The organism is Variovorax fucosicus (assembly GCF_030316825.1).
Lineage (GTDB): Bacteria > Pseudomonadota > Gammaproteobacteria > Burkholderiales > Burkholderiaceae_C > Variovorax > Variovorax fucosicus.
Genome location: NZ_JASZYU010000002.1, coordinates 103,110 through 121,909, shown reverse-complemented (window position 1 = coordinate 121,909; position 18,800 = coordinate 103,110). Strand labels below are relative to the sequence as shown.

The following is an 18,800-nucleotide window of genomic DNA, read 5'->3' as shown; positions in this document are numbered from 1 at the left end:
TTCATCTATACGCTAAGAGCATGAATCAACCCAATGCCTCGCCAGACCGCATCGAGCTGATGCAGACCTTCGTTCGGATCGTGGAAGCCGGCAGCCTCTCGGCCGCGGCAGCGCAGCTGGGCGCAACCCAGCCCACGGTCAGCCGCCGGCTGCAGGCGCTGGAGCGCTCGCTCGGCGTGCGGCTGCTGCAGCGCTCCACCCGCCACATGAAGCTGACCGAAGACGGCGAGCGCTGCTTCGAGCGCGCCAAGGAACTGCTGGCCGGCTGGGAAGCTTTCGAGGCTGATCTGCGCGGCGTGGGCGCAGCCGCGGAAGGCACTTTGCGGGTGGTGGCGCCGCACGCCTTCGGCCAGCAGCAACTGGTGGTGCCGCTGGCCGACTACCTGCGGCACAACCCCGGCGTGTCGGTGGAGTGGCTGCTGCACGACCAGAAGGTCGACTTCATCGCGCAGGCGATCGACTGTGCGATACAGGTCGGCGAAGTCGACGACGCCGGCCTGGTCGCCCTCAAGCTGTGGGACGTGCCGCGCATCGTGGTGGCATCGCCTGCATTGCTGGAAGGCCGGCCGCCGTCCGCGCACCCCGGCGATCTCGCCACGCTACCCTGGCTGGCACTGCGCACCTACTACCGCACCGAGGTCACGCTCTCGCAGCCCGAAAGCGGCGAGACGGCGCGCATTGCGATCCGCCCGCGCATGAGCACCGACAGCCTCTACGCGCTGCGCTCCGCCGCGCTGCTGGGCCTGGGCGCATGCGTCGCCTCGACCTGGGCGGTGGCCGACGACATCGCCGCAGGCCGGCTGGTGCGGCTGGCACCCCGATGGTGTGCCGACCCGCTGCCTGCGTGGCTCCTGTATCCCTATGCACGCTTCTATCCGGCCAAGCTGCGGCGCTTCGTGGAAACGATGCGGCAGGCCACGCCGACCGTCTCCTTCTAGGGTGCTCAGCCGCAACCTTGTCACGAATGCAGGCTGCCGTTGCAGAACATCACTCGACAATCGGCAGCGCGCCTCTACGATCCGACTTCGCTCCCATCGCATGTTCAAGTGAGCCTTCAGGAACCCACCCCACTCGTCACAGGATCGCACCGCACCGCACCGCTCTCGCTTCCACTTCATGCGCCATCGGCCGCGGAGGTCAACCTCGATGACGAGCCGGAACGCAGGGAGATCGCGGTTCGCGCCGACATGATGAGGAACTTCATGCGCGCGACGCGGATTCGCCAGCGCATCGGAGCGGGGCTGGTGCTGGTCTTCGCGGCCTTCTGCTGTCGCCATGTCAGCCCCGCCCCGCTGCTGGCGTGGCTGCTCTGCGGCCTGGGCGTGCAGGCGTTGCGCACCCGGATGGAATCCGCCTGCCTCGGCCGCGGCGCGTTCACCACGTTGGTGGGGCAACGCGCCTTCGTGAAGGCCATGGCACCCGCCTATATCGCGCAGGGCGCGCTGTGGGGTGCGTCGGTGCTGCTGTTCTTCGACCGGATTCCGGTTTACGACCAGTTCGGCTGCTGGCTGATCGTCGCCTGCGTGGCCTCGGCGCCGCTCACCAGCGTCTCGCTGGTGCCGACCCTGCTGCGCTGCTACACCAACACACAGTTCTCCGTGATGATGGTCGCCCTGGTGTTCAGCCTGACGGCGCGAGACCACCGGCAACCCGTTGCCGACCACCTGTTCCTGCTGCTGCCGATGGCGCACTGGTGGCTGCTGAACTGGCTTGGCCGCAGCATCTACGCATCGCACAAGACCCAGTACACGCTGCAGTTCGACCTGGCGCGCAAGGAAGAGGAAGCACGCGCGGCGGTCGACGTGAAAAACCGCTTTCTGGTGGCGGCGACGCACGACATCCGGCAGCCCGTGACCGCACTGTCGCTCTATGCGGAGCACCTGGTCAACCACCCGGAGATGCACCTCGAGCTGGCGCCAAAGATCGCGACGACGACGATGGCCATCAACCGGCTGTTCGATTCGTTGTTCGACCTCTCGACGCTGCAGAGCGGCGAACAGGCCCTGCACCTGCAGGACGTCGACCTGGCCGAGGTGCTGCACGATCTGCACAACCAGTACGAACCGCTGGCAAACGCCAGTGGCCTCGAACTGCGCCTGCGCGCAGGCGATGCCACCGTGCGCTCGGATCCGGTGCGCTTGCGCCGCATGATCGGCAACGTCATCGGGAACGCGATCAAGTACAGCCCGCCGGGCAAGAAGATCCTGCTTGCCGCACGGCTGCGCGGCGGCCGACTCTGCGTCGAGGTCTGGGATCAGGGCTTCGGCATCGCCCGCCATGAAATCGGCAAGGTGTTCCAGGAGTTCTACCGCATCGACCGCGGCACGGCCCCGGCGATCGACGGCATGGGGCTGGGCCTGTCGATCGTGCTGAGACTGGCGAAGCTGCTGAACACCCGCATCGCGGTCGACTCGGTGGTGGGCCGCGGCACGCGGTTCACGCTGAAGCTGGCCGATGGGCCCCAGATCGACCGCTCGTTGAACAGCGTCCTGGGCGCGGTCTGACCGGCCGGCCGCCGGCCCGTTAGAGTGGCCGCGTCAGGTAGACCGCCTCGCGGCCGACGATCGGCGCGCGCGTCGGCATGAAGATGGTGCAGTCATCGCAGGGCGCGCGGATTTCGTCTGCGCCGTCGGTGCCGATCAGCTCGCCCTTCGCAAAAGTCTCGAAGCCCACCAGTGGCCGCGTGAATGCGAACTCCGGCGTCTTGACCATCAGCGTCTGCAGCAGTTCGAAGCGGCGCTGCGGCGCCGGTGTCGACTGCGCGGCGCGCTCGATCAGCCCGAAGTGCGCCAGAAAGCGCAGCGTTACCTCGGTCGCGACATCGGCGGTAGCGCGCTTGAAGTGCTGCCCGCACTCGACCACCATCGCGGCGCCAGGCGCATCGGCACCCGCGTGCGCGCCGTGCTGGATCAGCGGCGTCCCCGAGCCGAGGCCGTTCGGCATCACGAGGTGCACCGGCGGCACGCCGATCGCCAGCGCCACATCGGCATTGCGCGCGAAATCGGGATACACCCAGAACGGCGCCACGTCCTGGCTGGTGGAGTGGATGTCGAGGATGTGGTCGGCCGCGGCCACCACCGGCCGCAGTTCGCGCGCGCGGCGCAGCTCGGGGCTGTCTTCGGTGCCGCCGAGCAGCTCGTCCGACCAGATGCGGTTGAGGTTGTGCACGATCTGCCGGTTCTCGAACGGCTTCGTCGGGTCGAACGCGTTGTAGGCCTCCACATGCGCAAAGCTCACCGTGAGCGTGCCGACCCGTGGCCGCACGCCGTTGTCGAGCAGGTGCCTGGCGGCCACCATGCCGCAGATTTCGTTGCCGTGCGTCAGCGCATTGACCAGCACGTGCGGCCCCGGTTGGCCGGATTCGAAGCGGTGCACGTAATCGACACCGATGTTGCCCTGGCGGTAGGCGGAAAGGTCGCCCTGGACGACTTCGATGGCGGTGTCCGGATTGGCTGTCATGGCGTTGTTGTATTGGATGTGTACAAGAGTTTGCTACACGCGCGCCAGGTGTGCTGACGGCCGGTCTTCTGACACGCGCTGCCGCGCTTCGCGCTTCTAATGGGCAGGAATCAACGGAGAGGAAATTCGATGCCCCAGTACGCCACCATCAAAGGCCAAGTCACCTACACGCCGGGCGACGGCGTCCCCATCCCGATCCCGAAGGGCACGCGCGTCGAGATCGAGCTGGCACCGGACAGCGCCACCCTGAGCTGGGAAGAGGAGCGCGACGTGGTCGGGCTCACCGCGATCCCGCGCATCCAGTTCGACGAGTACGTCGATGACGGCAAGATCGTGATGGAAAAGTAGGCGTGTGGACGCTGTCAGTCGCAGCGGAAGGTGACGTCCCCGGTCTGGGTGGCGAGCCTCTTGGGCCCCAGAAAGCGCATCGGTGCGCCGAAGTTGCGGCAGTAGGCCTCTGCCTCCTGCGCAGTGGGCGACTGGTACACGCCGTCGCCAAGCCGGGTGACGCGGGGAACGGGGTGCGATGCACACCCCGCGGCCAAGGCAGCAAGGGCCAGCAAAAAAGAAAGTGTGGTGAGTCGTTGCATCGGGTGGGTTGTTCTGTTGCGTTGCTCAGGGCGCCTCGTCCATCGCCGGCGGCGTTGCGGCACCCCGCTGCGGCCGCTTCTTCTGCGAGCGCGCAGCCTTCTTCGCCGCCCGCTCGGCATCGGCCTGCTGCCCTGCGCTGAGCCACTGCGCGAACTCTTCGGGGGTTTCGAGCGTGATGCGGCCCATGCTGCCGTTGCGGAACTCGTGCATCACGATCTCGGCGGCCTTCTGCAGGTTGATCTTGCCCTTGCCGAGCAAAGCGCCGCGCTTGCGGCCGACGGCTTCCAGCGCTTCTTCGTCGGTCAGCGGGGCGATCGATTCGGCGAGCTTGAAACGCGCTTCCACCAGTCCGGCGTAGTGCTGCTTCAGCGTGTTCAACAGCTCCAGCGCTACCTCCTCCTCGTCGTAGGCATTGCGGCCCACGGCCCCGCTGGCCGCGAGGTTGTAGCCGCTCTTGGCGACGATGATGCGCGGCCACAGCATGCCGGGCGTATCCCAGAGATAGAAGTCGTCGGCCAGCACGATGCGCTGTTCGAGCTTGGTGATGCCGGCCTCGTCGCCTGTCTTGGCCTTCTTGCTGCCGGTCAGCGTGTTGATCAGGGTGGACTTGCCGACGTTCGGGATGCCGCAGATCAGCACCCGCATGGGCTTGGCCATGCCGCCGCGGTTCGGCGCGAGTTCGTGGCAAGCCGCGATGAGGCGCTGCGCCGGCGTGGTGAGGCTTGCGTCGAGGCCGATCGCGCGCGTATCGGGCTGCGCGTTGTAGTGCGCCAGCCAGAGCGCGGTGCGCTCGGGGTCGGCCAGATCCTGCTTGTTGAGCACCTTCAGGCCGGGCTTGTGACCGGTGAGCTCGGCCAGCATCGGGTTGGCGCTGGAGCCCGGCAGTCGCGCGTCGAGCAGCTCGATCACCACGTCGATGTCTTTCACGCGCTCGCTGATGGCCTTCTGTGTCACGTGCATGTGACCGGGGAACCACTGGATGGCCATCGATTGCTCTTTCGTTTCTGCGCGCTGGGGATGAGGCCCTATTGTCGCGGCACGCGCGCAGCGCGCGGCTACGGCTCCACCGGCACCAGGATCGCGTTGCCGGTGGCCACCAGCTTGGGCTCCACATCGCCCTCGCCTTCCGCGAACAGCTCGGCGGTGGCGAACACCTGCTTGCGCCCGGCCTTGACCACGCGGCCGCGCGCCACGAACGCACGGCCCACGGCCGGCGCCAGGCAATTGACCGAGAAATGCGACGCCAGCACGCGGCCCGACACGCTGGCCGCTGCGAAGCCGCAAGCCGTGTCGAGCATGGCGCCGATCAGCCCCGCATGCAGGAAGCCGGCGTACTGGCCCATGTCTTCAGCGCGCCAGGCCATGCGCAACTCGGCCTCCCCCTGGCTCGCGTGCGTGACCTCGAAGCCGGCCCAGCGGTTGAAGGCGGCGCTCTGGTTGATGGCTTTGAGGGTGTCGAGCATGGGCGCTCCTTGAAGATGGTGACAGGCCACTCTACGCAGCGGCGACGCAGTGCCGCGTCACTGGCGCGACGCCCGCGGCGATTGCAGTTGCATGCGCGACAGCCAGCGCTTTAACCCGGTTTGCGCCGGCCCGCCGTATCAACAGGGGTCATCACTTCACGAGCCCTTCCGGGAACCTCCATGCCCCCACTGCCCCACCTTCGTCCCCTGGCCTTCGGGCTGTTGTCGCTGTTTGCGCTTGGCGTGCAGGCCAGCACGCTGCCAACGATAGCCGTGCCGCCACCCGAGTCACGCATCACCCAGGTGAAGGTCTACCCGGGCAGCGCCACGGTGGAACGCATGGCCCGCGTGGTGGCCGGCAGCAAGACGCTCACCTTCACCTGCCTGCCGGCCGGGCTCGATGTGCAGAGCCTGCAGGTATCGGCCGACGCCTCGGTGCGCGTGGGCGAGACGGCCGTGCTGACCGAGCCGCGCGCCCAATCAGCCGCCTGCGCGACCAGCGTGCTCGACGGCCGCATCCGCGAACTCGAAGACCAGAAGGCGGCGCTGCAGTCGGAGACCGATGCGCTGGACCTGGTCACGGGCTACCTCAAAGGCATTTCCACGAATGGCGGCGGCAGCGACGCGACGCCCGCCTTGCGCGCCGCGCCCGATGCGAAGAGCGTCACCGCCATGGCCGATGCGCTGCGCCGCACCGGCCAGGATTCGCTGCAGAAGCAGCACCTGCTCAAGCGCCGCCAGGCCGAACTCGACAAGCAGCTCGCACCCATGCTGGCCGAGCGCGCGCGTTCGCAGGGCAACGGCGGCAACGTCGTCAGCGTGACCGTCACGCTGGCCACCGCGCGCGATGCGGATGTCCGGCTCAGCTACCAGGTCAACGGCCCGGGCTGGACGCCGGCCTACCGCGCGATGCTCGACACCGGCACGCGCAAGCTGCGCATGGAGCGCCAGGCACTGGTGGCGCAAGCCACCGGCGAAGACTGGCGCGGCGTGAAGCTCACGCTCTCCACGGGCCAGCCGCGGCGCGAAACCACGGGCCGCCTTCCGATGCCCTGGCGCATCGGCATCGTCGAGCCGCAACCGGAACGCCGCGCCTATGGCGGCGCGCCGATGCCGGCCTCCGCGCCGGCGCCGGCCATGGCCGCCGAGATGGCCAAACGCCAGGAGCCGCTGTTCGACGTGAGCGTTTTCAATAACAGCTTTGCAACCGAATTCAGCGTGCCGAACGCGATCGACGTGCCCTCCAGCGGCCAGCGCGTGAGCATGGCGCTGGGCCAGACCGAAGACACGGTCAAGCTCGCGGTGCGCACCAGCCCGCAGGTCGACGCCAGCGCGTTCCTCATCGCCGACATGGCACCGCCCGAGGGCGTGTGGCCGGCCGGGCCGCTGCAGCTCTACCGCGATGGCGCTTTCGTCGGCAACGGGCAGTGGACGCCACCCGGCGACGCGCGCGTGACGCTGTCCTTCGGCCGCGACGAGCTGGTGCGCGTGCAGGCCGAGCCCGAGCGCGACAACCGCGGCGAAACCGGTTTCGTCGGCGTGCGGGCCGAGCGAAAGCTGCAGCGCGGCTATGTGGTCGAGAACCGCCATCGCACGCCGATCGCGGTGCAGGTGCTCGAAGCAGCGCCGGTGTCGGTCGACGACAAGGTGCGGGTGGCTGCCGTCTTTGCGCCGCAACCGGCCGAGCGCGAGTGGAACAAACAGCCCGGCATGGCGCTCTGGAGCTTCGAGCTCGCAGCCGGCCAGAGCGCACGCGTTGCCGCGGACTACACCATCAGCTATCCGAAGGATGCGCAGATCTCGTCGCGCTGACCCGGTCCCTCGTTCGGCAGGCTTGAAAACACTGCAAACCAAGGTATTGCATTGGGCCTGTCGCGCGCCGCGCCTATGATTTGGCAGGCGCGGCCCTTGCGTGTGCCGCCACCAACGCAACCAGAGGAGTGCATTTCATGAAACCCGTCTCCGAGCTGCTCAAGCATCGTGACCCGGCCCTGTTCCATACGTCACCCGACACCACCGTGTTCGACGCGCTGCACGTGCTGGCCCGTCACGAAGTCGGCGCACTCATGGTGATGGTCGACGACAAGCTGGTGGGCGTGCTCTCCGAGCGCGACTACACGCGCAAGATTGCGCTGCTGGGCAAGAACTCGAAAGAGGTCAAGGTGGCCGACATCATGACCGCCAACGTGATCACCGTGAGCCCGACCACGCGCACGCGCGACTGCATGAACCTGATGAGCCAGAAGCGCATCCGGCATTTGCCGGTGGTCGATGGCGACAAGGTCGTCGGCATGATCTCCATCCGCGACCTGATGGACGACATCATTGCCGACCACGAACAGACCATCGAGCAACTGACCACCTACATCCAGAGCTGACCGATCGATTTCAGCGGCGCGGCTCCGGGTTGAACTGCAGCCAGCCGTTGGCGCCACGACGGCACACGCCGGCGATCGTCTCGCCGCGCGGGCCCGTCATCTGCACGCGTGCCCCTTCGGCCCGGCCGTCGCACAGCCCGCGCGGATCCACCAAAGGATCGCGCGGCGCCTCGGCCGCTGGCGGCGATGGTGGCGCAACCTCCGGCGGTGGTGGTGGCATCGGCACGGGCGGTGGTGACGCAGGCTGCGCCACGGGCGGAGGCGATGGCGGCGGCGGCGCGGCCGGCGGTGCTGCAGTAGTGCACGCCTGCAGTACGGCGCAGGCCAGGAGGGCTGCGGACAGATGCCGGATGTTCATGACGCCACGCCCCCTTTCACGCCTGCTTCAACGACGCCAGACGTAGTGGCCAGGCACGCGACGCATGCCGACACGGTGCGCCGGCACCCATACCTTGCGCGGTTGATGGCGCCGCTGCGCATGGCCGCGGCGATCCACGTGCGGACGGTCCACGCCGGGGCCCTGGGGCGGCGGCGGCGGGCGCATCGGTTGCGCCATGGCGGCGCCGGCCAGAACACAGGCGGCGAGTGCGAGCAGGGTCTTTTTCATGTTGGAATTTCCTGGGGTATGCACGAATCGGCACGGCTGCACCTTAACGCGGCCGGCGCATCCGGTTTTGTAGGCCGGTGACGACTTTGCACCCGCCAACCGCCAGTGGACAGGAAGGTCGATGAGGCTCCCGCGCGCGGCCACAGGGCTACCGCCCCGAGGCGGCCATCGCCTTGCCCACTTCGTTGGTGCCCTGCGCCGAGCCGCTTTGCGGCACCTGCTCGCCGGTGCGGTCGGTGATCTCGGCCAGTCGCGCCGCGAGCTGCTCGGGCGCATCAGCGCCGATGCCGATGAAGGCGCCGTTGGTCAGCGTGACGTGCGCGGCCTCGAAGGTGCCCGCACCCGCGCAGAGGATGGTGCGCGTGGGCGCATCCTGCGCGGCCAACACCAGCATGGCGGGCACCACTGCTTCGGGCTTGAGCGCATCCAGCACGGCCTGCGACATCAGGCCCTCGGTCATGCGCGTGGCCGCGGTGGGCGCAAGGCAGTTGACGCGGATGTCGTTCTTCGCACCTTCGATGCTGAGCGTCTGCATCAGGCCCACCAGCGCCATCTTGGCCGCGCCGTAGTTGCTCTGGCCGAAGTTGCCGTACAGGCCCGACGACGAGGTGGTCATCACGATGCGGCCGTACTTCTGCTCGTTCATGAGTGCCCACACGGCCTTGCTGCAGTTCACCGCGCCCATCAGGTGCACGTCCACCACGAGCTGGAAGTCGGCCAGTTCCATCTTGGCGAAGCTCTTGTCGCGCAGGATGCCCGCGTTGTTGACCAGGATGTCGACCCGGCCCCACGCATCGACGGCCTGCTGCACCATGGCCTGCACCGCCGCGAAGTCGGTGACCGAGGCGCCATTGGCGATGGCCTCGCCGCCCGCGGCGTGGATCTCGTCGACCACGGCCTGTGCGGCAGCAAGGTCGTTGACCACCACCTTGGCACCGCGCGCCGCGAGCGCCAGTGCATGCTGGCGGCCCAGTCCGCCGCCCGCGCCGGTGACGATGGCCACGCGGCCGGTGAAATCGAGCGTCATGAATGAATCCTTGTGGTCGGGTTGCGCCTTGAAGGCAGGCGCCGAATTTAACGGCAAACCCCGAGCCGGCGAGCAGGCGCCCGTCCTACGCCCTCGCAGAGGTTCATGATGGAGGCTCGATTGTTCGACATCCAAGGAGATTGCCTCTATGCAAATTCAAGTCAACGCCAGCAACGGAATCGAGAACAAGGAAGCGCTAGAGCGTTGGGCCGATGCCGAGATCAAGGACAACCTGTCGCGCTTCATCGAAGACGTGACGCGTGTCGAAGTGCACCTCAGTGACGAGACCACCGGCAAGAGCGGCGGCGGCGACAAGCGATGCATCATGGAAGCGCGCCTCGCGCACCATCAACCCGTGGCGGTGACCCACGATGCGCCGATGCTGGACGAGGCGTTCCGCGGTGCGGCGGGCAAGCTCAAGCGACTGCTCGAGCACACGCTGGCCAAGCTCGACCACAAGCGCGACCGTGAATCGATCCGCAAGGGCGCGGATGTCATTCCGGAGTAACAGACGCCACAAAGTCCAGCAGCAGCCGGCTCACGGCTTCCGGCTGCTCCTGCTGCACCCAATGGCCGGCGCCGTCGACCAGGTGCACGGCGCGCATGTCGGTGCAGGCCCTGGCCTGCATCGCCTCGAAGGCGCCGGGTGATTGGTAGACGCCCCAGTCCTGCCGCCCGGCGATGAAGCAGGCGGGCACATCGATCGTCTTGCCGCTGAAGGTCTGCAACTCGGCCGCGAAGCGCGCGCCGGTGCCGCAGCGATACCACTGCAACCCACCCTGAAATCCGGTGCGGGCGTACTCGCTGCTGTAGACGCGCAATGTTGGGTCGGGCAGCCAGGCGCACGCGGCTATGGCATCGGCCCCGGGCATCTCCGCTGCGACGGTTGCGGCCATGCCCTGCGCCGCGTCCATCACGTAGTAGGTCGGCAGTTCGGCCAGCGCAGCGGCGGTCAGCCCCGCGAGCACGTGGGGCTGGTTGCGCGGCCAGTCGGCGCTCTTGTGGTGGTAGTACGCGCGCAGGAAATCGTGCACGCCCTGCGGCGCGCCATGCATGTCGGCATTGGCCTCGGGCGTGGCGTAGTACCACTGGTAGTGCTTGCGCGGGCGCGGCAATGCGGCCAGATCGGCCAGCACACCGGCAATGGATGCACCCGCGGGCGCCCCCCGGTTCACCGTATCGAACGGCAACGCCGGCGGGCCGGCAAACGGCGCGCTCATCAGCACGACCGAGCGGAACACGTCCGGCCGCAGCAACGCGCACCATGCCGCCACGGGCGAGCCGAAATCGTGCCCGACCACGGCCGCCACCGATCGGTGGCCGATTGCGAACACCAGCCCGAGCGCGTCGCGCACCAGGTTCAGCATGCGGAACGAATCGAGGTCGCCGTCGTAACGCGCATCCCACCCGGTGGTGCGTCCGTAGCCGCGCTGGTCCGGCGCCACCACGTGGAAGCCGGCGGCGGCGAGCGGCAGCATCTGATGGCGCCAGCTGAAGGCAAGCTCGGGGAAGCCGTGCAGCAACAACAGCAGCGGCCGGCCGGGCTGCTCGAAGCCGGCTTCGAGCCAGTGCACCTGCAGACCGTTGCCGTTGTCCGCCATGCGGGAGCGCACCCCCGGAGGCAGCGGCAGCGCAGGAAGATCTTGCGCCACAGCCACGGTGCCTTCTAGACGGTGGCGGGTGCGCGGCTGCGGATGCCGAGCCGGGCCGGCGACACGTACTGCTCGCGGTAGATTTCGAAGGGCATGGTGTCGGCCGCTTCGATGGCCTTCTGGGCGTCGATCGAGTCCTGCGTCATCTGCTCGAAGTGCGCGAGCTGGTGCGGCTCCAGCGACAGGGCAAGCAGCGCCTGGCGCGTCTGCTCCGACTGTGCGCGCACGAAGCCGATGAACGAGTTGTCGTGCTCCCCGGCCATCGTTGCAAGCACGCGCGCCGACGGCAGGGTGTCGGGATTTTCCAGCGCCGCCACGGCGGCGCGCACGGCCTCGCCGTACGCTTTGCCGCCATGGGCCGCATCGAGTGCGGCGGCGATCGGCTCGAATTGCGCCACCAGTTCCGCGCCCCAGTCGGCCAGGCCGATCTCGCGGCCGCCGCGCTGCAGCTGAAGCCCCGGCTCGCGGCCACGCGCGGCGGTCAGGTGCTGGTTGTGGGCAAGGTCGGCGATTTCCTGCGGCGTGTCGTTCGGGCTGTCGTCCAGCAGGCAGTGCAGCAGGAACACGTCGATGAAACGCATGGTTTGCGCGGTGATGCCGACCGGCTCGAACGGGTCGAGGTCCATGAGGCGCACTTCAACGTACTCGACGCCGCGCTCGCGCAGCGCATGCAGCGGACGCTCGCCCGAATAGATCACGCGCTTGGGCCGGATGGTGCCGTAGAACTCGTTCTCGATCTGCAGCAGGCTGGTGCCGAGCTGGTTGTAGTCGCCGCCGAGATTCTGGATGCCGATGGCTTCGTAGGCTGGCCAGGGCCGCGTGAGCGCGTCTTGCAGCGAGGCGCCGTAGCCGTCGAGGCTGTTGTAGCTCACTGCCAGCGACGCCTGCGCATCGCTCTGGTAGCCGAGCCGGCCCATGCGCAACGAGGTGCCGTGCGGCATGTACATGCTGCCGCCGTCGCCCAGCGGCTGCAGCTCGTGCGGCCGGCCGGCCACGAAGCTCGAACACAGCGCCGGCGACGCGCCGAACAGGTAGAGCAGCAGAAACGCGTGGCGGCGGAAGTTGCGGATCAGCGCGAAGTACTGCTCGCTCGACACCTCTGGCAGCGACCAGTTGTAGTGGATGCCCGAGATGGTCTGCATGCGCCGGCCGTAGCGGTGGCTCAGGCCCATGCGGTAGACGCTCTTGGCGCGGCCCACGTTCGACGAGCCGTAGCGCCCGATCGGAATGGTCTCGTCGGTCGGCAGGCCGCAGGGCATGCTCGACACCCAGAGCCGCTCCTCGCCGGCCTCGGCCAGCACACGGTAGGTGAACTGGTGCACCTGCACCAGCTCTTCGAGCGCCGCCTCGGGGCTGACATGCACGCCGGTGATGAGCTCGAGCTGCGACTCGCTGAAGTCGGTGGTGATGTGCGGGTGCGTGAGCGCCGAGCCGAGCGCCAACGGATGCGGCGTGAGCGCAAGCTTGCCGTCGGGCTGGGCCCGCAGACTCTCTTTCTCGATCCCGCGCCGGATTCCCTTCAGCCGCGCAGGCGAGAGCGCATTCAGCCGCTCCGTCAATTTGCTCATATCGTTATGCCCATCTCGCTCTTTTGTGGGGCTGGAAGTTAGCACGGGCCGGCAATGCCCGCTCGGGCCGGCTTTTTGGCCGGATGGCGGCCCGGGGCACGCGCCGGGGACGCCCGGGCTAAAGTGCGGGGCCATGCCCATTGTCCGCCAACGCAGCCCCGCTGCCGACCGCAACCGCGACCCGATTCTGGCGGTGCTGAAACGCCTGCTGCCCGCTGAAGCCAGCGTGCTCGAGATCGCCAGCGGCACCGGCCAGCATGCGGCGTACTTCGCCGCGGCCATGCCGCACTGGCATTGGCAGCCGAGCGACCACGACCTGGCCGCCCTGCCCTCGATCGACGCCTGGTGCGCCGATCAGCCGAACGTTCGGCCGGCCATGGTGCTCGATGTCATGGCCGTGCCCTGGCCCGTGTCCACGACCTTCGATGCCGTGTTCTGCGCCAACATGCTGCACATCTCGCCATGGGAGACCTGCACGGCGCTTATGCGGGGCGCCGATTTGCAGCTTTCTGCAACGGGGCAACTCGTCACGTACGGGCCTTATCTGCAGGACGGTGTCGAGACGGCGCCCGGCAATGTCGAGTTCGACGCCAGCCTGCGCGCGCGGAATCCGGCCTGGGGTATCCGCCGAGTCGCGGACGTGACGCTGCAGGCCGCACGGGCCGGCCTGCAACTGAAGGAAACGGTGCCGATGCCCGCGAACAACCTGATGCTGGTGTGGGCGCGGGCCTGAGCGGACCCTGGAGACTTCGAACGCTTACGGCAGGAGTTCGAACTTCAGCTCCGACAGGGGCATCACCTTTTCATCGCGCGTCATCTTGTACTCGGTGTTCGGCCCGAGCCACTTGGCCCAGATCTTGTCGATCTCGCCGGCCTTGTCCAGCGCCATGAGGGCGGCGTTGACCTTGGCCAGCAGCACCGGCTCGTCCTTCTTCATGCCCACGCCGATCGGTTGCAGCACCATCGGCTCCTTGATCATCTTCAGCGGGACGCCTTCGGTCTTGGACTGGTTGACCAGCTTGGTAATGGTCATGGTGTTGGCCACCATCCCCATCGACTTGTTCTGCTGCACCGCCATGAAGGCCGAGCCCGTGTCCTGGAAGGTCACCGGCTCGGAGCCGTTCATCTTGATCGACAGCTCCGAGGTCGAACCCTTGGTCGAGCTCAGGCGCTTGCCCTTGAAATCGGCCTTCGTGGTGCCGGGATCCGAGGCCTTCACGGCCAGCATTTCCTTGGCGACGTAGTACGGATCGCTGAACTGGATCTGCTCGCCGCGGCTCTTGGTGTAGGCCAGGTTGGCAACGGTCACGTCGACCCGGCCCAGCTTGACTTCAGGCACGCGCGCTTCGACTGACAGCGGCGTGACCTTGGCCGTGAGGCCGAGCTGCTTGGCCAGCGCGCTGCAAAGGTCGACGTCGAATCCCACCATCTCGCGGGTCTTGGGATCGGGGGCGGCGAACGGCGGAACGTCGGCGAAGGTGCCGCACTTGAGTTCCTTGCGCTGGCTGATCTCGTCCCACTGGTCGGCGTGGGCCAGCACGGTCAAGGCGGAAAGGCAACAGCCGATGGCGGCGAGACGGAAAACGGTCTTCTTCGACATGATGAACTCCTGGTAAGGACTGGGACGGGTGTTTCGCTCAATGTGCGCGCAGGTCTGAAAGGAAGCGCTGCGCGCGCGGGTGCTGGGGGCTCTTGAAGAAAGTCTCGGGCTCGGCCTTCTCGAGGATCTGGCCGGCGTCCATGAACCAGACGCGATCCGCGACTTCGCGGGCGAAGTTCATTTCGTGCGTGACGCACATCATGGTCATGCCGTCGTTGGCCAGGCTGCGCATCACCGCGAGCACCTCGCCCACCATTTCGGGGTCGAGCGCGCTGGTGGGCTCGTCGAACAGCATGGCCGGCGGCTCCATGGCGAGCGCACGCGCGATGGCAACACGCTGCTGCTGGCCACCCGAGAGCTGCGCGGGGTAAGCCCCCGCCTTGTTGGCCAGGCCGACCCGCTCGAGCAACTGCATCGCCTTGGCGCGCGCAGCCGCACGCTTGACGCCCAGCACGCGCATCGGCGAAAGCATGATGTTCTCCAGCACCGAGAGGTGCGGGAACAGGTTGAAGCTCTGGAACACGAAGCCGATCCGGCTGCGCAGCTTGTTGAGCGCCACGCTGCTCATGGGCGCGTGGATGTCGTGGCCGTCGAACAGCAACTGACCCGACTTGATTTCCTCGAGGCGGTTGACGGTGCGGATCAGTGTCGACTTGCCGGAGCCCGAGGGCCCGCAAACCACCACCACCTCGCCCTTCTTCACCTCTGCGTTGACGTCGGTCAGCGCCTGGTAGTCGCCGTACCACTTGTTGATGCTGGAAAACAGAATCATCGGAACATCCTCTGCGGCCGCCGGTGAGGCGGCCCGGTCTGAAACGGGGGTCATGGTTCTGTCTCCTTCTGTTTTCGATGGCCGTCTTGCGCGGCCTTACGGGTTCGGGGCCACCTGGGGCGGCAACGACGCGCCAGCCTCGGGCAGGGCGGTCAGCGTGACGCCCAGCCGCTTGTGGGCAATCCGCCGCTCCAGCCATTGCGCCAGCTGCGTCAGGCTGAAGCAGACGACGTAGTAGGTCATCGCCAGGATGAAGAACACCTGGAACGGCTTGGTCAGCAGCTGGTTGTTGATCTGGTTCGCGGCAAAGGTGAGCTCCTGCACGTTGATCACGTAGCCGAGCGTCGTCTCCTTGATGGTGGAGATGAACTGGCTCAGCATGCTCGGCAGCATGTTGTAGAGCGCCTGCGGCAGGATCACGAACCACATCGTGCCGAGATGGCTGTGGCCAAGCGCGCGTGCCGCTTCGGTCTGCCCCTTGGGCAGCGCCAGGATGCCGGCGCGCACCACCTCCGACAGGTAGGCGCCTTCGTAGATCACCAGCGTGCACAGCATGGTGGTGAAGCCCGACACCTCGCGCCCGATGACCAGCGGCACGAGGAAGTAGACCCACAGGATCACCATCAGCAGCGGCACGCCGCGCACCACGTAGACCAGCACCGTCGCCGGCCAGCGCAGCAGCCGCCAGGGCGACAGCCGGCACAGCGCCAGCAGCACCGACAACGGGAACGCCAGCACGATGCCCAGCACCGACAGGATCAGCGTGGCGACGATGCCGCCCAGCGGGCCGCTGGGGTACTGGCCGACCAGCAGCAGCAGCCAGTTGTCGCGAAGAATCTCGAAGACGCTGAACATGGTGCTTACCTCGCCTCGGCGATGCGGTAGCGCCGGGCCAGCCAGGCGCCTGCGGCCATGATGAGCAACGAGAAGACCAGATAAAGCACCGTCGCCACGCTGTAGGCCTCGAACGCGCGAAAGCTCTGGCTTTCCACTTCCTTGACCGCGTGCGTCAGTTCGGCAACGCCGATGGCCATCGCCAGGCTGCTGTTCTTGAACAGCGACACGCTGTGGTTGACGAGCGCCGGCACTGCGTTGCGCACGGCCTGCGGCAGCAGCACGTGGCGCATCGACCCGATGTAGCTGTGGCCGAGGGCGCGTGCCGCCTCGGCCTGTCCGCCCGGAATGGAGCGCAGGCCCGAGCGCATGTCTTCGCTGAAGTAGGCGGCCTGGCAGAGCCCGAGCGCGACGATCGAAAGGAGCGCCTCCGCGTTGTGCTCTGACAGCCAGTTCTGCAGCATCTCGGGCAGCAGGCTGAAGATGCCGAAATACCAGAGCATCAACTGCACCAGTGTCGGCACGTTGCGGTGGTACGAAACATAGGCCGCGACCACGCGCTCGGCGATGCGGTTGGATGTCAGCCGCACGACCAGCAGCACGAGGGCCATGGACATCGCAAGCAGCCAGGAGCCGGCCGCGATCTTCAGCGTCATCTCGAGCCCGTGCAGCAGCATGGCGCCGAACTCCGGCTTCAGCAGGACGGCCATCAAGTCGAAGTCTTTCACGGCCCGTTCCTCTGGTCAGGCCTGCGGCGCTTCCGGCCGCGTGGTGGACAGCCCGCCAGGCACCTGCAGCGTCGGCGTGATTTCCATGTGGCCCACATTCACCGCGACCGGGGCGGCAACGGCGAAGGCGATGGCATTCGCGATGTCTTCGGCCTGCGGCAGTTCGTAGCCCTCGACGAAGCGCTTGTAGGTCTCTTCGGAGTCGCCGTGCACGTGGGCGAAGATGTCGGTGGCGACGCGCCCCGGGCAGATTTCGGTCACCCGCACGCGCTTGCCGAAGACATCGATGCGCAACTGGCGCGACAGCATGCTCACGGCCGCCTTGGTCGCGTGGTAGGTGCTGTTGCCGCCAAAGTTGTAGGCCGCGGCGATCGAGCTGATGTTGATCACATGGCCGCGGTCGCGCGCCGCCATGCCGGGGACGACCAGCCGGCACAGATGCAGCACTGCGCGCAGGTTCACGTCCACCAGCAGGTCGATGCCTTCGGCGTCGGCCTTGAGGATGGAGCCCGGCCGGTCGACACCGGCGTTGTTCACCAGCACGTCGAACGGAATTTCCTGCGTCAGGCGGGTGATGCCTTCGATGTCGCTGACGTCGATGGCGTGCGGGATGCAGCCCGTGCGCGCGGCCAGCTCGGCCAGCTTGTCGGCGCTGCGCGCGAGTGCATGAACCTGCAGGCCTTCCTTGCAGAAGCGCTCGACGACCGCGGCACCGATGCCCGAGGAGGCACCTGTCACCAGCGCGGTCTTGTAGTCGGAGAACGGCATCTTTGCCTCTTTCGTTAAGGAAAATTCACTGTATCGAGCGAGACGCCTTGGCGCCAAGACGGATTGGCTGTGGAGAGATAAGCCGCCCTTATGTCGCCCCGGCTTCGTGCATGCGACTCAGGGTTAGCACCAAGTGCGTGCCGTTCCGGCCTTCATGCGAGCTGCCTGGAAATGGGCACGATCCGGCCGGCCTCCTCCACCACGCCGCGCACTGCAAGGGCCAGCGCCACCGCACCCGGCGTATCGCCGTGCAGCAGGATGGAATGCACCTTCATCGGAATCGTCTTGCCGTCGTACGTGCTCACGGTGCCCTCCTCCAGCAACTGGCGCACACGCGCCAGAACGGTGTCGCGATCGTGGATGACGGCGCCGGGCAGCTTGCGCGGTATCAGCAGGCCTTCGCCGTCGCAGGCGCGGTCGGCCAGGAAGGTGGTGGCCACGCGCAGCCCGCAGCGTTCGGCCGCATCCTCGATGGCGCGGCTGGCCGAGGAACTGATGATCAGCCCGCGGTCGAAGTCCGCGACCGCGCGCACCAGCGGCCCCGCCAGCGCCGCATCGGCCGCCGCCATGTTGCCCAGCGCCCCGTGAAAGCTCATGTGCGTCATGCGGTGGCCGGCCGTGCGTGCGATACCGGCCAGCGCGCCGAGCTGGTAGGTGACGTAGGTGACGAGTTCCCCGGTGTCGATCTGCATCTGGCGGCGTCCGAACCCCTGCAGATCGGGAAAACCCACATGGGCGCCCACATCCACGCCTCTGGCCTGCGCCATTCGCACCGTTCGATCCATGATGACCGGGTCGCCGGCATGGAAACCGCACGCCACGTTGGCGGAGGAGACGAGCTCCAGCAGCGCCTCGTCCTCGCCCATGCGCCACGGGCCGAAGCCCTCGCCCAGGTCTGCGTTCAGATCGATGTCCATGCTGCTGTCCTCCTCATCCAAACGGCTGCAATTCGACCAGCGCGGTGCCGTAGCCCACGGTGCAGCCGGCCGCCACGCACACCGCCGCAATCACGCCGGCCAGCGGCGCGGCCACCGGCAGCAGCAGCGGCCCGATCTGCAGCAGGCCCACGGGCTGCCCCGCCACCACACGCTCGCCGACGCGCGCCAGGGGCACGAGGTGCATGGGGTGGCCGTGCAGGAACACGCCCGCGCTTGATGCGACGGCCGTTGCAGTGTCCGCCGCTGGTGCCGGCGCGCTGCCATCGTCGTCCGCATCGAGCTGCACGATCGCCCGGGACGGCGCGCGGCTGCGTCCCAGCCGCACCATCCCTTCGGGCGTGCGCAGTTCAAGCAGGCCGATATCGGTGTCGGCCAGCCATGCCGCGAGTTGCTGGAGTTGATCGGCGGTCTTCAT

The 18,800-nt window shown here is 67.5% G+C and carries 23 protein-coding genes; 7 read left to right on the top strand and 16 right to left on the bottom strand.

Translation table 11 applies throughout. The features are described from left to right. Nucleotides 1-20 precede the first annotated feature (20 nt). Nucleotides 21-938, top strand: coding sequence for a LysR family transcriptional regulator (locus tag QTI05_RS12650; protein ID WP_286624706.1), 918 nt, complete (start codon nucleotides 21-23; stop codon nucleotides 936-938). A 264-nt stretch (nucleotides 939-1,202) separates the two neighbouring features. Further along, on the top strand, nucleotides 1,203-2,504 hold the full coding sequence (locus QTI05_RS12645) for a sensor histidine kinase (RefSeq protein ID WP_286624707.1): 1,302 nt from the start codon (nucleotides 1,203-1,205) through the stop codon (nucleotides 2,502-2,504). Nucleotides 2,505-2,523: 19 nt separating this feature from the next. On the opposite strand, the gene QTI05_RS12640 is transcribed toward QTI05_RS12645, so the two are convergent. Continuing rightward, nucleotides 2,524-3,459 carry a M14 family metallopeptidase gene (locus tag QTI05_RS12640; protein ID WP_286624708.1) on the bottom strand — a complete coding sequence of 312 codons (936 nt, stop codon included), beginning with the start codon at nucleotides 3,457-3,459 and terminating at the stop codon, nucleotides 2,524-2,526. 129 nt (nucleotides 3,460-3,588) lie between these two features. Here QTI05_RS12640 and QTI05_RS12635 point away from each other — a divergent pair, with 129 nt between their 5' ends. Next, nucleotides 3,589-3,807 carry a hypothetical protein gene (locus QTI05_RS12635; protein WP_286624709.1) on the top strand — a complete coding sequence of 73 codons (219 nt, stop codon included), beginning with the start codon at nucleotides 3,589-3,591 and terminating at the stop codon, nucleotides 3,805-3,807. 14 nt (nucleotides 3,808-3,821) lie between these two features. On the opposite strand, the gene QTI05_RS12630 is transcribed toward QTI05_RS12635, so the two are convergent. The 3 genes from QTI05_RS12630 to QTI05_RS12620 all read right to left on the bottom strand — a co-directional run bounded on the left by QTI05_RS12630 (nucleotide 3,822) and on the right by QTI05_RS12620 (nucleotide 5,513). Continuing rightward, nucleotides 3,822-4,049: a hypothetical protein gene (locus QTI05_RS12630; protein ID WP_286624710.1), complete on the bottom strand. Its 228-nt coding sequence runs from the start codon at nucleotides 4,047-4,049 to the stop codon at nucleotides 3,822-3,824. A gap of 25 nt (nucleotides 4,050-4,074) precedes the next feature. Continuing rightward, nucleotides 4,075-5,037 (bottom strand): ribosome biogenesis GTPase YlqF, encoded by a 963-nt coding sequence (ylqF, locus tag QTI05_RS12625; protein ID WP_286546979.1) that lies wholly within the window; start codon nucleotides 5,035-5,037, stop codon nucleotides 4,075-4,077. A gap of 68 nt (nucleotides 5,038-5,105) precedes the next feature. Beyond that, nucleotides 5,106-5,513 (bottom strand): PaaI family thioesterase, encoded by a 408-nt coding sequence (locus tag QTI05_RS12620; RefSeq protein WP_286624712.1) that lies wholly within the window; start codon nucleotides 5,511-5,513, stop codon nucleotides 5,106-5,108. Nucleotides 5,514-5,693: 180 nt separating this feature from the next. Here QTI05_RS12620 and QTI05_RS12615 point away from each other — a divergent pair, with 180 nt between their 5' ends. Next, entirely contained in the window at nucleotides 5,694-7,325 is a 1,632-nt protein-coding gene (locus QTI05_RS12615; RefSeq protein WP_286624713.1) for a DUF4139 domain-containing protein, read from the top strand. 137 nt (nucleotides 7,326-7,462) lie between these two features. Then, complete coding sequence (locus QTI05_RS12610; RefSeq protein ID WP_286546975.1) at nucleotides 7,463-7,891, top strand: CBS domain-containing protein; 429 nt, start codon at nucleotides 7,463-7,465, stop codon at nucleotides 7,889-7,891. Between the two features lie 10 nt (nucleotides 7,892-7,901). Here the strand turns inward: QTI05_RS12610 and QTI05_RS12605 are convergent, their stop codons facing one another. The 3 genes from QTI05_RS12605 to QTI05_RS12595 form a co-directional block, all read right to left on the bottom strand. Further along, complete coding sequence (locus tag QTI05_RS12605) at nucleotides 7,902-8,249, bottom strand: hypothetical protein (protein ID WP_286624714.1); 348 nt, start codon at nucleotides 8,247-8,249, stop codon at nucleotides 7,902-7,904. A gap of 27 nt (nucleotides 8,250-8,276) precedes the next feature. After that, complete coding sequence (locus QTI05_RS12600; protein WP_286624715.1) at nucleotides 8,277-8,498, bottom strand: hypothetical protein; 222 nt, start codon at nucleotides 8,496-8,498, stop codon at nucleotides 8,277-8,279. Between the two features lie 148 nt (nucleotides 8,499-8,646). Next, a complete protein-coding gene (locus QTI05_RS12595; protein WP_286624716.1) occupies nucleotides 8,647-9,525 on the bottom strand; it encodes an SDR family NAD(P)-dependent oxidoreductase in 879 nt (292 codons plus the stop codon). A gap of 148 nt (nucleotides 9,526-9,673) precedes the next feature. Here QTI05_RS12595 and QTI05_RS12590 point away from each other — a divergent pair, with 148 nt between their 5' ends. Then, entirely contained in the window at nucleotides 9,674-10,033 is a 360-nt protein-coding gene (locus QTI05_RS12590; RefSeq protein WP_286624719.1) for an HPF/RaiA family ribosome-associated protein, read from the top strand. Here the strand turns inward: QTI05_RS12590 and QTI05_RS12585 are convergent. Together QTI05_RS12585 and gshA are read right to left on the bottom strand one after the other, a co-directional pair. Further along, nucleotides 10,020-11,126, bottom strand: a complete 1,107-nt coding sequence (locus tag QTI05_RS12585; protein WP_286624844.1) for an alpha/beta fold hydrolase — start codon at nucleotides 11,124-11,126, stop codon at nucleotides 10,020-10,022. The genes QTI05_RS12590 and QTI05_RS12585 overlap by 14 nt on opposite strands. Nucleotides 11,127-11,191: 65 nt before the next feature. After that, nucleotides 11,192-12,745, bottom strand: coding sequence for a glutamate--cysteine ligase (gene gshA, locus QTI05_RS12580; protein ID WP_286624721.1), 1,554 nt, complete (start codon nucleotides 12,743-12,745; stop codon nucleotides 11,192-11,194). Nucleotides 12,746-12,878: 133 nt separating this feature from the next. On the opposite strand from gshA, the gene QTI05_RS12575 reads away from it, so the two are divergent. Further along, nucleotides 12,879-13,478, top strand: coding sequence for a DUF938 domain-containing protein (locus tag QTI05_RS12575; RefSeq protein ID WP_286624722.1), 600 nt, complete (start codon nucleotides 12,879-12,881; stop codon nucleotides 13,476-13,478). A gap of 24 nt (nucleotides 13,479-13,502) precedes the next feature. Here the strand turns inward: QTI05_RS12575 and QTI05_RS12570 are convergent, their stop codons facing one another. The 7 genes from QTI05_RS12570 to QTI05_RS12540 form a co-directional block, all read right to left on the bottom strand. After that, nucleotides 13,503-14,345: an ABC transporter substrate-binding protein gene (locus QTI05_RS12570; RefSeq protein ID WP_286624724.1), complete on the bottom strand. Its 843-nt coding sequence runs from the start codon at nucleotides 14,343-14,345 to the stop codon at nucleotides 13,503-13,505. Between the two features lie 37 nt (nucleotides 14,346-14,382). Next, nucleotides 14,383-15,117, bottom strand: coding sequence for an amino acid ABC transporter ATP-binding protein (locus tag QTI05_RS12565; protein WP_286547038.1), 735 nt, complete (start codon nucleotides 15,115-15,117; stop codon nucleotides 14,383-14,385). Nucleotides 15,118-15,213: 96 nt separating this feature from the next. Further along, nucleotides 15,214-15,972, bottom strand: a complete 759-nt coding sequence (locus QTI05_RS12560) for an amino acid ABC transporter permease (RefSeq protein ID WP_286546962.1) — start codon at nucleotides 15,970-15,972, stop codon at nucleotides 15,214-15,216. 5 nt (nucleotides 15,973-15,977) lie between these two features. Continuing rightward, nucleotides 15,978-16,679 carry an amino acid ABC transporter permease gene (locus tag QTI05_RS12555; RefSeq protein ID WP_286624726.1) on the bottom strand — a complete coding sequence of 234 codons (702 nt, stop codon included), beginning with the start codon at nucleotides 16,677-16,679 and terminating at the stop codon, nucleotides 15,978-15,980. A gap of 15 nt (nucleotides 16,680-16,694) precedes the next feature. Continuing rightward, complete coding sequence (locus tag QTI05_RS12550) at nucleotides 16,695-17,447, bottom strand: SDR family oxidoreductase (protein WP_286624727.1); 753 nt, start codon at nucleotides 17,445-17,447, stop codon at nucleotides 16,695-16,697. A gap of 152 nt (nucleotides 17,448-17,599) precedes the next feature. Further along, the gene (locus QTI05_RS12545) at nucleotides 17,600-18,364 is read right to left on the bottom strand and encodes a LamB/YcsF family protein (RefSeq protein WP_286624729.1); all 765 of its coding nucleotides are present in this window, start codon (nucleotides 18,362-18,364) and stop codon (nucleotides 17,600-17,602) included. 13 nt (nucleotides 18,365-18,377) lie between these two features. Continuing rightward, nucleotides 18,378-18,800 carry an acyl-CoA carboxylase biotin carboxyl carrier protein subunit gene (locus tag QTI05_RS12540; protein WP_286624731.1) on the bottom strand — a complete coding sequence of 141 codons (423 nt, stop codon included), beginning with the start codon at nucleotides 18,798-18,800 and terminating at the stop codon, nucleotides 18,378-18,380.